Raw genomic sequence first — 18,513 nt, forward strand, 5'->3', positions numbered from 1 at the left:
ACGCTCGCCGGACATCCGACGTCCCACCTCCGGACGGAAACCGAGGGAACTCGCTGGGGGAACGCCGGGTGAACGCACGGTGATCGCCCCGGGAAATTCTGCCCTAACGGGCCGTCAACTGTCCTTATTTCACACCGCCATTGGTCGCACCTTTGGCAGGTACGCCATTCGTGTGCGATCTCTTGACCGCCCTCACAGGCACTCTTATGGTCACGCTGCTCCCTGTAGGACGTAGGACGTCGTATCTCTCCCCCCTCGATCTTCAATCTTCGTCTCCCTTCGCTGCCTCCTTGGAGGAACCGTGCGCGACGTGACCCGAGACGCCCCGGCGGCGCTGCACCGCCGGTCGTTCCTGAAGCACTCCGGCGCGCTGGGCGCGGCCGCCGCCGTCTCCTCGTCGCTGGCCGCCTGTTCGGCCGGGCCCGAGTCCACCAACGACACCGGCGGCGGAGGCGGCGGCAAGAACGGGACGCTTACCGCCGTCATCGGCTACGGCAACGACGGCAGCTGGGACCCTACCCAGACCGCCTCCGCCTTCTGCATGGCCGCCAACAACCACATCTACGAGGGGCTCCTCGACACCGACCCCATCTCGCGCGAGCCGTACGCGGCGCTGGCGACGGCCGTCCCGAGCGACCTCAGCGGTACGTCGTGGAAGTTCGAGCTGCGGGCCGGGGCCACCTTCCACGACGGGAAACCGGTGACGGCCGACGACGTCGTCTTCGTGTACGAGCGGATCCTCGACCCGGACACCCAGACCCTCGCCAAGGGCTTCTTCGCGAGCTGGCTGAAGGAGGTCCGGAAGATCGACGCGCAGAACGTCGAGCTGGTGCTGAAATTCCCCTTCCCCGACGGGATTTCACGGCTGACGCTTGCCAAGATCATGCCCAAGCACATCTTCTCCCAGCCGGGCGCCTGGGAAGAGGCCATCAAGGGCAAGGCGATCGGCTCGGGGCCGTACCGGCAGACCGCGCACCACCCCAAGTCCAACACCACCTTCGAGGCGTACGCCGACTACAACGGGCCCCGCCCCGCCGCCTTCAAGAAGATGAACTGGATGACCATCGTCGACGCCGCCCCGCGCGTCGCGAAGATCTCCGGCGCCAGTGCGGGCGCGCAGATCGCCGACAACATCCCGTACGCCAATATCGGCCAGCTGGAGAAGGGCGGCATGACCGTCCAGGGCGGCTCCGGGATGAACAACCTGTTCCTGATGTTCAACACCAAGCACAAGCCCTTCGACGACGTACGCGTTCGGCAGGCGCTGCACTACGCGATCGACCGGGACAAGATGATCGAGGTCGCGCTGAAAGGGCATGGAAAGCCCGCGAGTTCCTTCCTGAATGAGGGGAACCCGAGCTATCGGCCGGCGAAGAGCGTGTACACGTACGACCCCGACAAGGCGAAGGAGTTGCTCGCCGAGGCGGGGGTCAGCGGGCTGAAGATCGAGATTCTCGCGGTGAACGTGAGCTGGATCGTCGACTGTCTGCCGACCATCAAGTCGTCGTGGGACGCGATCGGGGTCGAGACGACGCTGTCGCCGCAGGAGACCACGGCCGTCTTCACGAAGATGGACCAGAAGCAGGACTACCAGGTGGTGGCCGCGGCCTCCAATCCGAATCAGTTCGGGCTCGACGCGGATCTGATCATGCATTACAACTACGGGCCGCAGAACCTGTGGATGCAGTACGCCCGGTGGGCCGACAACTCCGTCGCCAAGCAGTTGTTCAAGGACATGGACCAGGCGACTCAGGAGCCGGATACCGAGAAGAAGAAGACGATGGTGCAGGACTATATCGACGTCGTCGCCGAGCAGGTTGTGCTGTATCCGGTGGTGCACAACGAGTTGATGACGGCGTGGGATCCGAAGCGGCTTTCTGGGATAAGGGCTCAGCCGTATCCCGGGATCAACTTGCTGCAGGCGAAGTGGGTGTAGCGCCGTTGGGGATTCGGATGTTCGCCGACTGCGGGTTGTTTGTGGCTGGTCGCGCCCACGCGGCGGAGCCGCACATGTCACAGCCCCGCGCCCCTTTGGGGCACGGCTGCACTTCCCCGGGAGTTCTTAAGTGATCGCTGTTGTCAGGATCCTGATCCGGCGGGTCCTTCTCCTCGTACCGCTCATGCTCGGCATCGTGCTGTTCGTCTTCCTCGTCATGCGGTTCTCCGATGTCGACCCCGCCTCCGCCTTCTTCCAAGGCGCCAATCCGACTCCCGAGCAGCTCCGTGAATTCCGCGAGGAGAACGGGCTCCTCGATCCCCTCCCCGTCCGCTACGTCGGATTCATCGGCGATCTGCTGCACGGGGACATGGGGATCAGCGCGCTCACCCGGGCCCCTGTCGTCGACCAGGTCACCACCGCGCTGCCGCTCACCCTCCAACTCACCTTCCTGGGGCTCGGGATCGCGGTCGTGCTGGCGTTGCTCGGTGGGGTCACGGCGGCGATCTACCGGGACCGGCTGCCCGACCAGGTCATTCGGGTCGTGTCGCTCACGGGGGTCGCGGCGCCGGGGTTCTGGCTGGCGTTGCTGATGATCCAGTATCTGGCGGTGGATCTGGGGTGGTTTCCGACGGGTGGGTACGTCAATCCGGCGGACTCGTTCACCGGGTGGCTGAGGACGATGACGTTGCCCGCGTTCGCGCTGTCGTTGCCGGTGGCCGCGCAGCTCACGCGGATCGTGCGGACGTCGGTGGTGGAGGAGCTGGACAAGGACTATGTGCGGACGGCGATCGGGAGCGGGCTGCCGCCGAGGGTGGTGGTGGGGCGGAATGTGCTGCGGAACGCGCTGATCAATCCGCTCACCGTGCTGGGGCTGCGCGTCGGCTATCTGCTGGGCGGCGCCGTCGTCATCGAGACGATCTTCTCGCTGCCGGGAATGGGCAAGCTGATGATCGACGCCGTGAAGAACGGCGACCCGGCGGTCGTCCAGGGTGTCGTGCTGACCACGGCCGCGGGGTTCGTGGTCGTGAACCTCGTCATCGATGTCCTCTATCTGCTGGTGAACCCACGGCTGAGGGGGGCGGGTTGATGTTCGGGCTCATGGTGACCACGCGGAAGCGGCTCACGGAGGTCCTGTCGCGGCCGGGCATCCGGTTGCGCGGCTGGCGCCGACTGCCGCTGCTGTCGCGTGTCGCGGTGTGTTTTCTGGTGATCGTGGTGCTCACGGCGCTGCTCGCGCCCCTGCTCGCCCCGCACGATCCGCTCGACCAGCAGGCGCTGGCCGGCGGGACCGGGGCGCCTTCCGCCGAGCACTGGATGGGGCAGGACAGTCTCGGGCGGGACATCCTGAGCCGGCTGATGTACGGGGCGCGCTGGTCGCTCGCGATCGGGCTGGGCGCGACCGGGCTCGCCCTGGTCGTGGGGGCGTTCATCGGAGCCGTGGCGGCGACCTCGCGGAAGGCGGTCGACGAGACGCTGATGCGCTGTCTGGACGTCGTCATGGCGTTCCCGGGGATCGCGCTGGCGGCCGTGCTGGTGGCCGTCTTCGGCGGTGGCATCGAGGTGCTGATCTGCGCGATCGCCTTCCTGTTCACGCCGCCGGTCGCACGGGTCGTACGGGCGAACGTCCTCGACCAGTACGGCGAGGACTATGTGACCGCCGAGCGGGTGATAGGAGCGCGGACCCCGCACATCGTGATCCGGCACGTGGCCATCAACTGCGCGGCCCCGGTGCTGGTGTTCTGCACGGTCCAGGTCGCCGAGGCGATCGTCTTCGAGGCGTCGCTGTCGTTCATCGGCGCGGGCGTACGGCCGCCGGACCCGTCCTGGGGCAGTGTCATCGCGGACGGCAAGAACATGGTGCTGACCGGGGGCTGGTGGGCGACCGTCTTCCCCGGTCTGCTGATGCTGATCACGGTTCTGTCCCTCAACATCCTCTCCGAGGGCGTGTCGGACGCGTGGGCGGCGCCGGTCGCGCGGGACGTGGAGCGGCGGGCGGAGGACGACCGGCCGGCCGACGCCCTGGAGGCCCCCGAGCCGGGCAGCGGCAAGGTCACCGAGCTGCCCGGGCTGACGGAGGCGGCCCACCGGCTGCGCTCCCGGGCGCGGCCCCTGCCGGGCGGCGGCCGGCCGGTACTCGCCGTGGAGCGGCTGGCCATCGGCTTCGACAACCGTCACCGGGGCGTGGACATCGTCGACGGCATCAGCTTCGAGGTGCACCCCGGGGAGGTGCTGGGCCTGGTCGGCGAGTCCGGCTGCGGGAAGTCGCTGACCGCGCTGGCCGTGATGGGGCTGGAGCCGAAGGGCGCCCGGGTGCGCGGCCATGTCCGGTTCGACCAGCGGCAGTTGGTGGGTGAGCCCATGCGCGTACGGCGTCGGCTGCTCGGCCACGAGATGGCGATGGTCTACCAGGACGCCCTGTCCTCGCTGAATCCGGCGATGACCATCCGCGCCCAGCTGAAGCAGGTCGTACGGCGGGGCGGCAAGCGCACCGCGCCCGAGCTGCTGACCATGGTCGGCCTCGACCCCGAGCGCACCCTGCGCAGCTACCCGCACGAGCTGTCCGGCGGGCAGCGCCAGCGCGTCCTGATCGCGATGGCGCTGTCCCGCAACCCGAAGCTGATCGTGGCCGACGAGCCGACGACCGCGCTGGACGTGACGGTCCAGGCCCAGGTCATCGAGCTGCTGCTACGGCTGCGCGAGGAGCTGGGCTTCGCGCTGATCCTGGTGTCGCACGATCTGGCGCTGGTGGCGGACGTGACCGACCGGGTGGTGGTGATGTACGGCGGGCAGATCGTCGAGACCGGGGTGACGGCGGACCTGGTGGAGTCGCCCACCCACCACTACACGCGCGGTCTGCTCGGCAGCGTCCTGTCGCTGGAGTCGGCGGCCGAGCGGATGACGCAGATCAAGGGCGTCGTCCCCTCCCCCGCCGACTTCCCCGAGGGCTGCCGCTTCGCCGACCGCTGCCCGATGGCGACCGAGGTGTGCCGTACGACGGCCCCCGACCTGCTGGGCCCGCCCACGCACCGGGCGGCCTGCCACCACCCGGCGGTGGACCTGACGGAGAGCGGGGTGGCCCGGTGAACGCGCTCGTCGAACTGTCCGACGCCCATGTCGTCCACAAGGCGCGCAGCGGCGGCCTGTTCACCCGTGACCGGGTGTACGCCCTGACCGGCGCCGACCTGACGATCGCGCCCGGTGAGACGGTCGGCGTGGTCGGCGAGTCCGGCTGCGGCAAGTCGACACTGGCGAAGGTGCTGGTGGGCGTGGAGCGGCCGACGCTCGGGACGGTCACCTTCCGGGGGCGGAACCTGTGGTCCATGCCTCCGGCCGAGCGCCGGGTGACCGTGGGCGCCGGCACCGGAATGATCTTCCAGGACCCGTCCACGGCCCTCAACCGCCGCCTGACGACCCGCCAGATCCTCCGCGACCCGCTCGACGTGCACAAGCGCGGCACTCCGGCCGAACGGGAGGACCGAGTAAGGGAGTTGATGTCCCTGGTCGGCCTGCCGCCGGTGCTGGCGGACGGCCTCCCCGGCCAGCTGTCCGGCGGCCAGCGCCAGCGCGTCGCCATCGCCCGCGCGCTCGCCCTCGACCCGGACCTCGTCGTCGCGGACGAACCGACGAGCGCGCTGGACGTCTCGGTCCGCGCCCAGATCCTGAACCTCCTGCTGGACCTCAAGGAACGGCTCGGCCTGGCCCTGGTCTTCGTCTCGCACGACATCCAGACGGTACGGCGGATGAGCGACCGGGTGATCACCATGTATCTGGGCCGGATCGTGGAGGAGTCCCCGGCGGACCGGGTCACGGACAGCGCCCGCCACCCGTACACCCGGGCCCTGTTCTCCGCGACCCCGGGCCTGCTGGACCCGATCGATCCGATCCCCCTGGTGGGCCCCGTCCCTTCCGCGACCCGTCCGCCGAGCGGCTGCCCGTTCCGTACCCGCTGCTGGAAGGCGACCGGGGAGTGCGCGGACACGATGCCCGCGTTCACGGCCGCGTCGGCGCCCGGACACCGCTTCCGTTGCCATCATCCTGTGCAGGAGGACGAGTCGACGCGCGACCTGGTCACCCAGGCGGCGCCGTCGGCCCCGCCCGAGCCGCACCGACCGTAAGGGAGCCCCAGGATGCCCGTGCCCACCCCGCTGACCGGAGTCGTACCGCCCGTCTGCACGCCCCTGACACCGGCCCGCGAGGTGGACGTCCCCTCCCTGACCCGGCTGCTCGACCATCTGCTGACCGGCGGGGTGGACGCGCTGTTCGTCCTCGGTACGACGTCGGAGGCGGCGTATCTGACGGACGCGCAGCGCCGCCTCGTGGTGGAGACGACGACGGCGCATGCCGCGGGCGCCGTGCCGGTGCTGGCCGGCGCGATCGACATGACGACCCCGAGGGTCCTGGACCACATCCGCTCCGCGACGGCGGCGGGCGCGGACGCGGTGGTCGTGACCGCCCCCTTCTACACCAGCACCCATCCGGCGGAGATCGCCCGCCACTACCGGCTGCTCGCCGCCGAGTCCCCCGTCCCGGTCTACGCGTACGACCTCCCGGCCGGCGTGCACACGAAACTGGGGGCCGACCTGATCCTGGAGCTGGCCGGCGAAGGCGTCATCGCCGGTCTGAAGGACTCCAGCGGCGACCTGGCCAACTTCCGCAACGTGATCACCGGCACCCGGTCCAGGCCCGGCTTCACCCTCCTCACCGGCTCCGAACTCACCATCGATGCCGCCCTCGCCATGGGCGCCCACGGCTCCGTCCCCGGCCTCGCCAACATCGACCCCGCTGGCTACGTCCGCCTCGACCGCCTCTGCCGCGCGGGCGACTGGGACCAGGCCCGCGCCGAACAGGAACGCCTGTGCGCCCTGTTCGGCATGGTCACCGTCGGCGCCCCCACCCGCATGGGCGGCAGCTCCTCGGCCCTGGGCGCCTTCAAGGCCGCGCTCCAGCTCCGCGGCGTCATCGCGTGCGGGGCCACGGCGGAGCCGCAGGTACCGCTGTCGGAGGCGGAGATCGAGCAGGTGGGGAAGTACTTGGCGGCGGCGGGGCTGCTGTAGCCGACCGGCGCGGCTACGAGGCGGGACTCCGCGTCACGACCGGCGGGGCCTGGGCGGCAAGTGCCTTGAGGGGCTCGCCGGTGAGGCGGCAGACCGTCCACTCGTCCAGGAGATCCACGCCGAGCGACTTGTAGAAGTCGATGGTCGGCTCGTTCCAAGCGAGGACCCACCACTCGAAGCGCTCGTAGCCGCGCCGCTCACAGATCGCCGCCAGCGCGGCGAGGAGGGCCTTGCCGTGTCCGCCGCCCCGGGCGTGCGGGCGTACATACAGGTCCTCCAGGTGCATGCCGCGCGTGCCGGTCCATGTCGAGAAGCGCGGGAACCACAGGGCGAAGCCCACGGTCTCGCCGGTCGCGTCGTCCTCGACGATCAGCACGAAAGCGGCGGGATCCTCGCCGAACAGGGCCTCGCGAAGCTGTTCCTCGCTCGCTCTGGCCTGCTCTACGGCCCTTTCGTACGCGGCGAGTTCGCGGATCATCGTGCGGATCTCCGCGACGTCGTGTGCGGTGGCAGTCCTGATCATGCGGGAGATCATCGGTCGCGGCGCCGGGTCGCGTCCATCCGTTTCCGCGCGGTGGAAGAGTGGGGCGTCAGGCGTGCCCCCGGTGGCGTCCGGCGGGGCTCGTCATACCGCGCCCGGTGTCACCAGCCCCGACTCGTACGCCACGATCACCAGCTGTGCCCGGTCCCGCGCGCCGAGCTTGCCCATGATGCGGCTGACGTGGGTCTTCGCCGTCAGGGGGCTCAGGCCCAACGTGTCGGCGATCTCCGTGTTGTTGAGGCCGCGTGCGACGAGGGTGAGGACCTCCTTCTCGCGGTCCGAGAGGCATTCCGGGCCGCTCTCCAGGGCCGGCGACACGGTCGGGCCCCGCAGCGGGCGGGCGATGAGGCGGGCCGTCGGGCCGGGGGAGAGGAGGGCGTCGCCGGCGGCCACCGTACGGATGGCGTCGAGGAGTTCGGCGGGCCGCACGTCCTTCACCAGGAAGCCGGAGGCCCCGGCGCGCAGGGCCTCCACGACGTGCTCGTCGGTGTCGTAGGTGGTGAGCACCAGGACCCGTACGCCCGCGAGGTCCTCGTCCGCCGCGATGAGCCGGGTGGCCTCGATGCCGTCCAGGTCGGGCATGCGCAGGTCCATGACGACCAGGTCGGCGCGGGCGGTGCGGGCCAGCTCCACGGCCTCGCGGCCCGTGGCCGCCTCCCCCACCACCTCCATGTTCCGCGCCGACGACACGAGCATGGCGAAGGAGGCGCGGACGAGGTTCTGGTCGTCGGCCAGGAGTACCCGGATCGTGCCCTCGCTCATCGCGCCCACCCCATACGCCCCTCGCCGGTCCCCAGCGGCAGCACCGCCTGCACCTCGAAGCCGCCCTCCGGCCGCGGCCCCGCCTCCAGCGTGCCGCCCACACTCCGCGCCCGCTCCCGCATACCGAGCAGCCCGAACCCCGAGCCGCCCGAGACGCCGGAACCAACGGCAGCACCGGAGCCCTCATCCGTCACCGTCACCCGCAGCGCCCCTCCCCCGGCCCGCAGCCCCACCCGTATCCCCACGCCCGCTCCCCCATGTCGTACGGCATTGGTCAGCGCCTCCTGCACGATGCGATACGCGGCCGCGCCCACCCCGGACGGCACCCCGTCCGCCACGACCTCCACCTCCACGCGGGCCCCCGCCGCGCGGGCCGCGTCGACCAGGTCGGAGAGGCTGTCCAGGCCGGGCAGCGGGCCGCGCGTCCCGGCGCCGCCACTGTGCTCGGACTCGCGCAACACCTCCAGCGTGCCGCGCAGTTCGCCGCGGGCGGTGCGGCAGGTCTCGGCGATGTCGTCGAGGGCCCTGGCGACGGCGGCGCGGTCGAGGCGGTCGGGGTCGGCGGCCAGGACGTGCGCGGCGACGGAGGTCTGCACGCCGACCAGGGTGATGCTTTGACATCCTCCGCCTCTTAAAAGAGGCGGATTCCAACCCATATGGGCTGAGGTTCACGGACGCTCGACCGTTTTGCGGGCGGTGTCGTCCCTCCGGCACCGGCTGTTCGCCGGGGGCTGGGGATCCAGCCCTGTCCTGCCGCAACGTTGGTTGCTGCGTTGGTGTCCGCGTTACATCAGCAGTACGGCGACGACGGCGACGGTGGTGTAGAGCAACGGCCCGCCGAGGGACTCGTACACCTTGCTGGCGTCGGTGGCGAGGGCCCCGGGCCCACCCACCTCGATCGTCAACCCACCGTCGCTGTGGGCGACGTCGCGAACCCGCTCGACGAAGGCGTCCCGCAGCTTCTCGTCCGTACCGGGCCCGTTGCTCGCGACCGGATACATGACCGTGGCCCCGTCCTCCGACGGCACCCCCCGCGGCTCGGCGACCAGCCGCTCCCGCTCCCCGATCTCGGCGACCTGCGCCTCGGCGGCGGCCCGGTCGCCGGCACTCAGCCCGCCCTCCCGGTGATACACGAGCACCAGTTCGGTGGTCTCGCCGCCGGGCAACCGCTCCTGGATCTTCGCCACTTGAGTGGAGTCCGCGCTCGCCGGCAGATAGTCCACCGCCCGGTCGTGCTGCACCTCCGACAACTTGGCCGCGAACGGCGCCACGACGGCGAGCAGCACCACCCACAGCCCGAGCACCAGCCAGGGCACGGCCCGCCGCCGCGCACGTGCGCTTTTCTCTCCGGGCCCCATGCCGGGGTCCACCCCTCCTCGCCGGGTGTCTGGACGTTCACCAGACTCCCGGCGGGGGAGGGCGGATTCGTCGCGCGCAGGGGCGAGTTGACGCGTACTGCCCGGGGCGGCACGGCGGCCGTGTTACTCCCCCGGGAGTACGCGCGAGCGTCACGGCCTGTCCGGCCGCCGGTCGAGGATCAGCCGTACGCCCTGGGGCCGCATCGTGATCCGCAGCAACGGCTGAGGCCTGTTGCCCGGGGCCGGGCGTACGTGCCACTCGCGGAGGATCACCGCGAGGGCCACCTGGGCCTCGATGACCGCGAACGTGTCGCCGATGCATCTGCGGGCGCCCGCGCCGAAGGGGGTGAAGGCCTCGCGCTGGGGGCGGCCGACGCGGTGGCCGGTCCAGCGGTCGGGGTCGAAGCGGTCGGGTCGGCGAAGACGTCGGGGTCGCAGTGGAGGGCGTAGAGGCTGAAGAGCACCGCCCGTGCCGGCGGGGAGCGGGTGGCCGCCCAGTTCGGTGTCGACGAGGGTGACACGGCTGAGCAGTCAGCCGGGAGGGTGCAGTCGCACTGACTCGTTGAGCACGTGCTTGAAGTAGGTCAGGCGTGGCAGATCCTCGTAGGTGACGGGGCGGTCGCCCACCACCTCGTCCAGTTCGGCCACCAGCCGTTCGCACGCGTCCGGACGGTCGCCCAGCAGAGTCAACGTCCAGGAGAGCAGCGCCGCCATGGTCTCGGTGCCGCCGATGAAGAACGTGAGGACCTGGTCGTACACCTCCTGTTCGGTGTGGGGCGCCGAGCGGTCGGGGGGGTGCGAGCGCCGACAGCAGGTCCCGGTGGTCGGTGGGGTCGCTCATCCGGCGCCGGATCATGGCCCGGATGGCCTCGCGGGTCTCGCGGGCGGCCCGCGCGTAGCGCAGGTTCTGGAGGGTGGGCAGCCGGTTGCTGCCAGGCACCATCATGTGGGCGCCCAGCAGCGTCGGCACATCGCGCTGGACGGCATCGACGGCCTGCCGGTCCTCGGGGGCGAGGAAGAGGGTCCGGGCCAGCACGGCGACCGCGAAGCGTTTCATCTCCGTGTACGCGTCGACGACCTGCCCGGGCTGCCAGGCGGCGGACAGTTCGCGGGCGCAGTCGTGGAACCTCTCGCTGTGGTGGGGCAGTCGCCGGCGGGCGAACACGGGCCGCAGCAGGGCGCGCATCGGACGGTGCGGCCCGGCGGGCGCGGTGGAGAGTCCGTTGCCGACGATCTGGGATGCCTGGTCGGAGAAGGGGCCGCCCTTGTCGAACTCCGCCCCGTTGCCCGCCAGCAGCATCCGCTGGACGAGTTCGGGGGCGCTGACCACGTAGACCGGGGTGCGCCCCAGCCGGATGCGCACGACCGGTCCCCACGTACGCAGGTCCTCCAGGAAGCCCAGGGGGTTACGGGCCGGCCGCCCGGCGTGGCCGATGAGCGGGAGTGCGCCGGGGGCGGTGGGAGAGGTGCCGGTCTTCGTCGCGTCGGTCTTCGTCATCGTGGACCTCGCAGTGCCGTGGGGGGCTCTCTCTCGCGGCCATCCCCCACCCGTGCGTGGCCCATGCGAGCGCCCGCTACGGCGCTTGAGGCACGTACGTGACAAGTACGTGCCTCGAAGTGCGCACGTGTGAATGAAGGGCGCGCATACGAAGACCGCGAGCTGTCAAAGACCGTGTTCGCGACCGCGACCCGGTCAGGACGGCGTCCGGGCCTCCGCCAGCAGTCGGGTCACCTCGTCGGCGCTGATGGTCAGGGCCGCGCCGACCGTCGACAGGACGTCGCGCTCGGCGGGGGTGTAGGGCCCGTCGGCGAGGGCGATGCGCGCGCCCTGCAGCAGGATCGCCTCGCGGCCGGTCGGGGCGAGGTGGGGGGCGAGGGGGTCGAGGGCCTCGTGGAGCTCTATGGCCAGACCGGCTCCGCACGGTTCGCCGTAGAGGCGGCCCGTGTCGGCGGCGAGGGCCTCGACCAGGGCGCCCAGCTGGTCCGCGGTGCAGTCGTCGAAGCCGGCGGAGCGGACGGTGGTGGCGGCGACCGACAGGGACGTACGGGCGCAGGTGCCGCCTGCGGCCAGGACGGCGAGGGCGACGGTGTGGACGGCGTCGCGGAGCATCGCCGAGAAGCGGGTGGTGGTGGGGTGGTCGAGGACGTCGGTCGCGTAGTGGCGGCGGCAGGCCGCGCACTCCACCACCGGGCCGGTCTCGCCGCGCGGCAGCACGGGCACCCCAAGGAGCGTGAAGCGGCGGCGGCCGGTGAGGCGCTGGTAGTTGCGGTCGCCTCCGCAGCCCGGGCAGAAGAACTCGCCGTCGCCGGTGCCGGTCCACGCGGTCCGGGTACCCATGACGCGCGAGAGCCCGGCGACACGGCCGACCGGTCCCCGTGATCCCCGTCCTGGCAGCACGTCGCACCTCCGTAACCCCACGGCAACATCGCCGCGCTTGCGTGATGTTAGCCACATCGGTGAGGCGCAGTCAGCACTCCGGACGAGCCCTTCCCGGTCCGCGCACAAGGTTTGGCCGGTTAACGACGGCCCCCGTCCACCGGAATCCGGTGAACGGGGCCTTCAAACCGCCGGTCAGGCTGGTCAGCGCGTCGCGCGGTTGACGGCGGAGACGACCGCCTTCAGCGACGCACGCGTCGTGTTCGCGTCGATACCGATGCCCCACAGGACCTTGTCCTCGATGGCGACCTCGATGTAGGAGGCGGCCTGCGCGGAGGCGCCCTCGCTCATCGTGTGCTCGGAGTAGTCGAGCAGGCGGGCGTCAATACCCATGCCTTGCAGCGCGTGGAAGAACGCCGAGATCGGGCCGTTGCCGGTACCGACCAGGGTGGTCTCCGCGCCGTCGACCTCGGCCTCCACGGTCAGCGTGTCCACGCCGTCCGTGTCGGTGGTCGACTGGTTGTTGCGGACCTGGATACGGCCCCACGGGTTGTTGGGGTTCGGCAGGTACTCGTCCTGGAACACGGCCCAGATGTCGCCGCCGGTGACCTCGCCGCCCTCGGCGTCGGTCTTCGCCTGGATGATCTTCGAGAACTCGATCTGCATCCGGCGCGGCAGGTCCAACTTGTGGTCGTTCTTCAGGACGTACGCGATACCGCCCTTGCCGGACTGCGAGTTGACCCGGATGACCGCCTCGTAGGACCGGCCGACGTCCTTGGGGTCGATCGGCAGGTACGGCACCGCCCACTCGATGTCGTCGACGGTCTTGCCCTGCTCCTTCGCGGACGCCTCCATGGCGTCGAAGCCCTTCTTGATGGCGTCCTGGTGGGAGCCGGAGAAGGACGTGTAGACCAGGTCGCCCACGTACGGGTGGCGCGGGTGGACCTCCATCTGGTTGCAGTACTCCCACACGCGACGGATCTCGTCGATGTCGGAGAAGTCGATCTGCGGGTCGACGCCCTGCGAGAACAGGTTCATGCCCAGGGTGACCAGGTCGACGTTGCCGGTGCGCTCGCCCTGCCCGAACAGACAGCCCTCGATGCGGTCGGCGCCGGCCATCAGCGCCAGCTCGGCGGCGGCGACGGCCGTACCGCGGTCGTTGTGCGGGTGGACGGAGACGCAGACGTACTCGCGGCGGGAGAGGTTGCGGCTCATCCACTCGAAGCGGTCCGCATGGGTCGACGGAGTCGAACGCTCCACCGTGGCGGGCAGGTTGAGGATGATCTCGCGGCCCGGGCCGGGCTGGTAGACGTCCATCACCGCCTCGCAGACCTCCAGCGCGAAGTCCAGCTCGGTGTCGGTGAAGATCTCGGGGCTGTACTGATACCCGAACTCCGTTTCGGGGCCCAGCAGCTTCTCCGCGTACTCCATCACCAGCCGCGTACCGTCGACGGCGATCTGCTTGATGTCGTCCTTGGAGCCGCGGAACACGACCCGGCGGAAGACCGGGGCGGTGGCGTTGTACAGGTGTACCGTGGCGCGCTTGGCGCCCTTCAGCGACTCGACCGTCCGCTCGATCAGGTCCTCACGGGCCTGGGTCAGTACGGAGATGGTGACGTCGTCGGGAATCGCGCCCGGTTCCTCGATGATCGACCGCACGAAGTCGAAGTCGGTCTGCCCGGAGGCGGGGAACCCGACCTCGATCTCCTTGTAGCCCATCTTGACCAGCTGGTCGAACATCCGGCGCTTGCGCTCGGGGGACATCGGGTCGATCAGGGCCTGGTTGCCGTCGCGCAGGTCGGTGGAGAGCCAGCGGGGGGCGGCGGCGATCCGGTTGTTCGGCCACGTGCGGTCGGGGATGTCGACCTGCTCGTAACGCCCGTACTTGTGGATCGGCATGGAACTGGGCTGCTGGCGGTTCGCCATGTTTGCGGGGCTCCTCTTGGTGTCCGAATGGACGGCCGACACGCAACGCGAAGCTCCGCGGGGAGGGAGTCGACCTGGACTACAGGCCCTCGCCGCGGCAGCTAAGAAGAAGCAGCCCGAAACGCATGATGCTGCGCAGCCTAGCCGAGCCGTCTCTGTCGCGCGGGGTCGTATCAGTATGCGGGACTGAGGGAGCAGGCTGGACAAAAGGTGCACAAGGTCACACCGTCCAGCTGGAGCGCCCCATCAGGGGCGCGGGGAACCGTGCGATCAACCACGACGAACCCGCAGCCCAAATCACACGCTGAGTCATACGGCGGTGACCAAGCGCAACCCATACAGCCACATTTCACCAATCAAGGTTGCCCCTAGTGACACGCTCCTAACGGAGTGCAATCGTTCGGGAATGACCAAAAACGGGGGCCACGAGCCCATCTTCTGCACCGTCGTCCCACCGCACGTCCTCGACAAACTCGCCCAGGCCGAGGACTCCGCACTCGCCGGCGCCGCCCGCCGCACCCTGGAGCGCGACGCGCTCGAACGCACCCGCCGCCGCCTGACGACAGTCATCGGCGCCCCCGCCATCGCCGCACCGGCCGACGCCGAGGCGGGCAAACCGCACCGCACGATCCACGACGCCGGGCACGCCACCACCCTGCCCGGCAAGCAGGTCCGCGGCGAGGGCGACGAGCCCGGCAAGGACGCCACGGTCAACCGCGCGTACGCAGGCCTGGGCGCCACGTACGAGCTGTTCTGGAAGTCCTTCGCGCGGGACTCGATCGACGGCAACGGGCTGCCGCTGGACGCGACCGTGCACTACGACCGCGACTACAACAACGCCTTCTGGAACGGCGAGCAGATGGTGTTCGGCGACGGGGACGGCGAGATCTTCCTCGACTTCACCATCCCGATCGACGTCATCGGCCACGAACTCAGCCACGGCGTCACCCAGTACACGGCGAACCTGACGTACTTCGGCCAGCCGGGCGCCCTCAACGAGTCCATGTCGGACGTCTTCGGCGCCCTCATCAAGCAGTACACCCTCGGCCAGACCGCCACGGAGGCGGACTGGCTCATCGGCGCGGGACTGCTCGCCCCGCGCGTCACGGGCACCGCGCTGCGCTCGATGAAGGCCCCGGGCACGGCGTACGACGACGACGTCCTCGGCAAGGACCCGCAGCCCGCGCACATGGACGACTTCGTCCGCACCGGCCGCGACAACGGCGGCGTCCACATCAACTCCGGTATCCCCAACCAGGCGTTCTATCTGGCCGCCACGGCCCTCGGCGGCCACGCCTGGGAGCGGGCAGGGCAGATCTGGTACGACGTCCTCACCGGCGGCGAGCTGAAGGAGCAGGCGCTGTTCGTCGACTTCGCCACGCTGACCGTGAAGGCGGCGAAGGACCGGTACGGGCAGGGCGAGGAGCTGACGGCCGTGCTGAAGGCCTGGGAGCAGGTCGGCGTGCGGACGCTGTAGTTCCGTACTAGACATGAAGCATGCGTATCGAAGTGCGGCGCACGGGCGGTTTCGCGGGCATCGAGCGGCACGCGGTGCTGGACACCTCGGGGCGGCCCGACGCCCTGGAATGGCACGCCCTGGCCGAGCGGGCACTCGCCGCCGGCCGGGGCTCACCGCCGCTCGGGGTGCCGGACGGCTTCGCGTACGAGATCTCCGTGGACGGGAGGACGGTGCACTGCGCGGATCCCCGGCTGACGGAGGAGCAGCGGGAGTTGATTTCGCGGGTACTGAAAGAAGGCGCGTAAAGAGGGCGCGTGGCCCTGGCACCGAACCCGGTAACAGGTCGTTCACCCTCAGCCGTTGACTTCCGTTACCGGTGGTACGGATGATCCGGCCATGGCGACGAACCCGATACCTCAGTTCCCGGCCGGCTTCCTGTGGGGCGTCTCGACCTCCGCGCATCAGATCGAGGGTGCGGCGGGCGAGCGCGAGCCGTCCGTGTGGGACGCCTTCTCGGCCGAGGCCGGCCGGATCAAGGACGGCTCGACGGCGGCTGTGGCCTGCGACCACTTCCACCGGTACCCCGAGGACGTGGCGCTGCTGCGTGACCTCGGCGTGGGCGCGTACCGATTCTCCATCTCCTGGCCCCGGGTGAACTCCCCCGGCGGGCTCGACTTCTACGACCGCCTGGTGGACGAGCTGGTCGCGGCGGGCGTACAGCCGGTGCCGACGCTCTTCCACTGGGATCTGCCGTCGTCGCTGGAGGAGGCGGGCGGCTGGCTGAACCGGGACACCGCCGAGCGTCTCGCCGAGTACGCCGCGACCGTCGCCGCCCGGCTCGGGGACCGGATCACCAAGTGGATCACCATCAACGAGCCCGCCGAACACACCCTGCTGGGCCATGCGCTGGGTACGCACGCCCCCGGCAAGCAGCTCATGTTCGACGCGCTCCCCGCCGCCCACCACCAACTGCTCGGCCACGGCCTCGCCGTACGGGCCCTGCGCGCGGCGGGCGTCACGGACATCGGCATCGCCAACTCGCACGGGCCGACCTGGCCGGCGTCGCAGGAACAGCCGGATCTGGAGGCGGCCGGCTTCTACGACCTGCTCCTGAACCGCCTGTTCGCGGAACCCGTCCTGCTGGGTGAATACCCGGAGGGCATCGGCGAGCTGATGCCGGGCACGGACATCGACTCCGACCTGAAGATCATCTCCGAGCCTCTCGACTGGTACGGCATCAACTACTACGCGCCGACGCGGGTGGGCGCCCCCGAGGGCGCGGACATCGAGTTCGGCGGTGTCACGATCCCCGCCGAACTCCCCTTCACCGTCAAGCAGATCGAGGGCGTCCCCGCCACCGACTTCGGCTGGCCCGTCGTCCCCGAGGGCCTCACCGAACTGCTGACCGGCTTCCGCGAGCGCTACGGCGACCGGCTGCCGCCCGTGGTCATCACCGAGAACGGCTGCGCGTACGAGGGCGTCGACGACCAGGAGCGCATCGCCTACCTGGACGGGCACATCCGGGCACTGCACCGCGCCTCGGAGGCCGGCGTCGACGTACGCGGGTACTTCGTGTGGTCGCTGCTGGACAACTTCGAATGGGCGGAGGGATACGCGCGGAGGTTCGGGCTGGTGCACGTGGATTACGACACCCTGGCGCGGACACCGAAGGCGTCGTACGGGTGGTTCCAGGAGCTCCTGCGGGCGCAGAGATGACGGAGACCGTATCCGAGGACTCCTCGGCATCCGAGGACCCCTCGGCCGGCCATGCCCTGGCCGAGCCCGTCGAGCGGGTCGGGCGGGGCTGGACGTCGGCGCTGGCGCTGGCCAACGGGTCGATCTGGGTGGGCTGGTACGGCCCGCTGCAGATCCTGCTGGCCCTCCAGGCGGAGGACTTCGCGCCCGGTTCGGGGATGTCGAAGGAGACGATGCTGGCGTGGGTGACGGGCGCCGGGGCGGTCGTCTCGCTCCTCGCCACGCCGCTGTTCGGCGCGCTGTCGGACCGTACGACGTCACGGTGGGGGCGGCGTACTCCGTGGATCGTGGCGGGGGCGGTGGGCGGCGCGCTGTCGTTGCTGCTGCTCGCGGGCGCGGGCGGGCTGTGGACCATGGTGATCGGCTGGTCCCTGGTCCAGCTGACGCTGAACGCGTCCTGGGCGGCGGTCACCGCGGCGGTGCCGGACCGGGTGCCACGCCTTCAACGGGGTTCCGTGGGCGGCTGGTTGGGCGCGGCGCAGATCCTCGGCGTGGTCGGCGGCACAGGGCTGGCGACACTGGCCGGCGGTGTGGGCGCGGGGTACGCGGCGTGCGCGGTGTTCACGCTGGCGGGGATGTTGCCGTACGTGGTGTTCCATCGGGACCTGCGGTTGCCGGCAGCCGTCCGCCCGGCGTGGTCCTGGCGGGGGTTTCTGGCCGGTTTCTGGCTGAGCCCGCGTCGGTATCCGGACTTCGGCTGGGCCTGGTTGACGCGTTTCCTGGTCAACCTGAGCAACAGCATCGGGCTTCTCTACCTGCTCTACTACCTGCGGGATCACGTCCGGTACCCCGACCCTGAGCAGGGCGTGCTGATCCTGACGGCCGTGAACGCGGTGATGCTGCTCTCGACGGTGGTGGTCGCGGGGGTGTGGTCGGACCGGGTGGGGCGTCGTAAGCCGTTCGTGTACTGGTCGGGTGTGGTGATGGCGGTCGCGGCGGGCACGATCGCGGCCTGGCCGACCTGGCCCGGCACGATCGTCGCCTCGGCCCTTCTCGGCCTGGGCTTCGGCGTGTTCGCGTCCGTCGACTTCGCCCTGATGACGGACGTCCTGCCGAAGGCCCTGGACCGCGGCAAGGACCTCGGCGTCATCAACGTCGCCAACTCCCTGCCCCAGGTGGCGGCCCCGGTGGTGGCCGCGCCGATCGTGGCGTATCTGGGCGGGTATCGGGCGCTGTATCTGGTGGCGGCGGTGATCGGGCTGGCGGGGGCGGTGTTCGTGGGGCGGATCCGGAGCGTGGAGTAGATCCGAGGCGTGGAGTAAATCCGAAGCATGGAGTAGATCACTCCATTCACTTCACCCACAGGGGACACAGGCAACGGATCCGCTCTCTGGCACCTCTT

13 protein-coding genes and 4 pseudogenes are annotated in these 18,513 nt (G+C 70.3%); 9 read left to right on the top strand and 8 right to left on the bottom strand.

The annotated features are described in order from the left end of the window. Nucleotides 1-301: 301 nt before the first annotated feature. The 5 genes from F3T56_RS26915 to F3T56_RS26935 all read left to right on the top strand — a co-directional run bounded on the left by F3T56_RS26915 (nucleotide 302) and on the right by F3T56_RS26935 (nucleotide 6,993). Nucleotides 302-1,936, top strand: coding sequence for an ABC transporter substrate-binding protein (locus F3T56_RS26915; RefSeq protein ID WP_149827943.1), 1,635 nt, complete (start codon nucleotides 302-304; stop codon nucleotides 1,934-1,936). Nucleotides 1,937-2,066: 130 nt separating this feature from the next. Next, nucleotides 2,067-3,026 (top strand): ABC transporter permease, encoded by a 960-nt coding sequence (locus tag F3T56_RS26920; protein ID WP_149827944.1) that lies wholly within the window; start codon nucleotides 2,067-2,069, stop codon nucleotides 3,024-3,026. Between the two features lie 11 nt (nucleotides 3,027-3,037). Continuing rightward, nucleotides 3,038-5,023, top strand: a complete 1,986-nt coding sequence (locus tag F3T56_RS26925) for a dipeptide/oligopeptide/nickel ABC transporter permease/ATP-binding protein (RefSeq protein WP_172639158.1) — start codon at nucleotides 3,038-3,040, stop codon at nucleotides 5,021-5,023. Further along, complete coding sequence (locus F3T56_RS26930) at nucleotides 5,020-6,054, top strand: oligopeptide/dipeptide ABC transporter ATP-binding protein (RefSeq protein ID WP_149827946.1); 1,035 nt, start codon at nucleotides 5,020-5,022, stop codon at nucleotides 6,052-6,054. Before F3T56_RS26925 ends, F3T56_RS26930 begins: the two co-directional genes overlap by 4 nt. A gap of 12 nt (nucleotides 6,055-6,066) precedes the next feature. After that, the gene (locus F3T56_RS26935) at nucleotides 6,067-6,993 is read left to right on the top strand and encodes a dihydrodipicolinate synthase family protein (RefSeq protein WP_149827947.1); all 927 of its coding nucleotides are present in this window, start codon (nucleotides 6,067-6,069) and stop codon (nucleotides 6,991-6,993) included. 13 nt (nucleotides 6,994-7,006) lie between these two features. Here the strand turns inward: F3T56_RS26935 and F3T56_RS26940 are convergent, their stop codons facing one another. The 8 genes and pseudogenes from F3T56_RS26940 to leuA all read right to left on the bottom strand — a co-directional run bounded on the left by F3T56_RS26940 (nucleotide 7,007) and on the right by leuA (nucleotide 13,957). After that, on the bottom strand, nucleotides 7,007-7,516 hold the full coding sequence (locus F3T56_RS26940; protein WP_149827948.1) for a GNAT family N-acetyltransferase: 510 nt from the start codon (nucleotides 7,514-7,516) through the stop codon (nucleotides 7,007-7,009). Nucleotides 7,517-7,618: 102 nt separating this feature from the next. Next, nucleotides 7,619-8,296, bottom strand: coding sequence for a response regulator (locus tag F3T56_RS26945; protein ID WP_149827949.1), 678 nt, complete (start codon nucleotides 8,294-8,296; stop codon nucleotides 7,619-7,621). Continuing rightward, nucleotides 8,293-8,910 (bottom strand): annotated as a pseudogene (locus F3T56_RS26950) (sensor histidine kinase); the annotation flags it as partial. The pseudogene F3T56_RS26950 and the gene F3T56_RS26945, both read right to left, overlap by 4 nt. Before the next feature lie 174 nt (nucleotides 8,911-9,084). Then, nucleotides 9,085-9,654: pseudogene (locus F3T56_RS26960) on the bottom strand (MMPL family transporter); the annotation flags it as partial. Nucleotides 9,655-9,804: 150 nt separating this feature from the next. After that, a pseudogene (locus F3T56_RS49400) lies at nucleotides 9,805-10,413 on the bottom strand (cytochrome P450). Nucleotides 10,414-10,549: 136 nt separating this feature from the next. Continuing rightward, nucleotides 10,550-11,152 (bottom strand): annotated as a pseudogene (locus tag F3T56_RS50155) (cytochrome P450); the annotation flags it as partial. Between the two features lie 195 nt (nucleotides 11,153-11,347). Further along, the gene (locus F3T56_RS26980) at nucleotides 11,348-12,052 is read right to left on the bottom strand and encodes a tellurite resistance TerB family protein (protein WP_149827954.1); all 705 of its coding nucleotides are present in this window, start codon (nucleotides 12,050-12,052) and stop codon (nucleotides 11,348-11,350) included. 183 nt (nucleotides 12,053-12,235) lie between these two features. Further along, a complete protein-coding gene (leuA, locus tag F3T56_RS26985) occupies nucleotides 12,236-13,957 on the bottom strand; it encodes a 2-isopropylmalate synthase (protein ID WP_149827955.1) in 1,722 nt (573 codons plus the stop codon). A gap of 406 nt (nucleotides 13,958-14,363) precedes the next feature. On the opposite strand from leuA, the gene F3T56_RS26995 reads away from it, so the two are divergent. The 4 genes from F3T56_RS26995 to F3T56_RS27010 all read left to right on the top strand — a co-directional run bounded on the left by F3T56_RS26995 (nucleotide 14,364) and on the right by F3T56_RS27010 (nucleotide 18,415). After that, nucleotides 14,364-15,434 carry a M4 family metallopeptidase gene (locus tag F3T56_RS26995; RefSeq protein WP_149827956.1) on the top strand — a complete coding sequence of 357 codons (1,071 nt, stop codon included), beginning with the start codon at nucleotides 14,364-14,366 and terminating at the stop codon, nucleotides 15,432-15,434. A 20-nt stretch (nucleotides 15,435-15,454) separates the two neighbouring features. Further along, nucleotides 15,455-15,721 (top strand): protealysin inhibitor emfourin, encoded by a 267-nt coding sequence (locus F3T56_RS27000; RefSeq protein ID WP_149827957.1) that lies wholly within the window; start codon nucleotides 15,455-15,457, stop codon nucleotides 15,719-15,721. Nucleotides 15,722-15,812: 91 nt separating this feature from the next. Next, entirely contained in the window at nucleotides 15,813-17,132 is a 1,320-nt protein-coding gene (locus F3T56_RS27005; RefSeq protein ID WP_149827958.1) for a GH1 family beta-glucosidase, read from the top strand. Then, nucleotides 17,129-18,415 carry an MFS transporter gene (locus F3T56_RS27010; protein WP_149827959.1) on the top strand — a complete coding sequence of 429 codons (1,287 nt, stop codon included), beginning with the start codon at nucleotides 17,129-17,131 and terminating at the stop codon, nucleotides 18,413-18,415. The genes F3T56_RS27005 and F3T56_RS27010 overlap by 4 nt, the downstream gene beginning before the upstream one ends. Nucleotides 18,416-18,513 lie beyond the last annotated feature (98 nt).

Origin of the sequence: Streptomyces tailanensis, from assembly GCF_008386495.1 — a bacterium.
GTDB lineage: Bacteria > Actinomycetota > Actinomycetes > Streptomycetales > Streptomycetaceae > Streptomyces > Streptomyces tailanensis.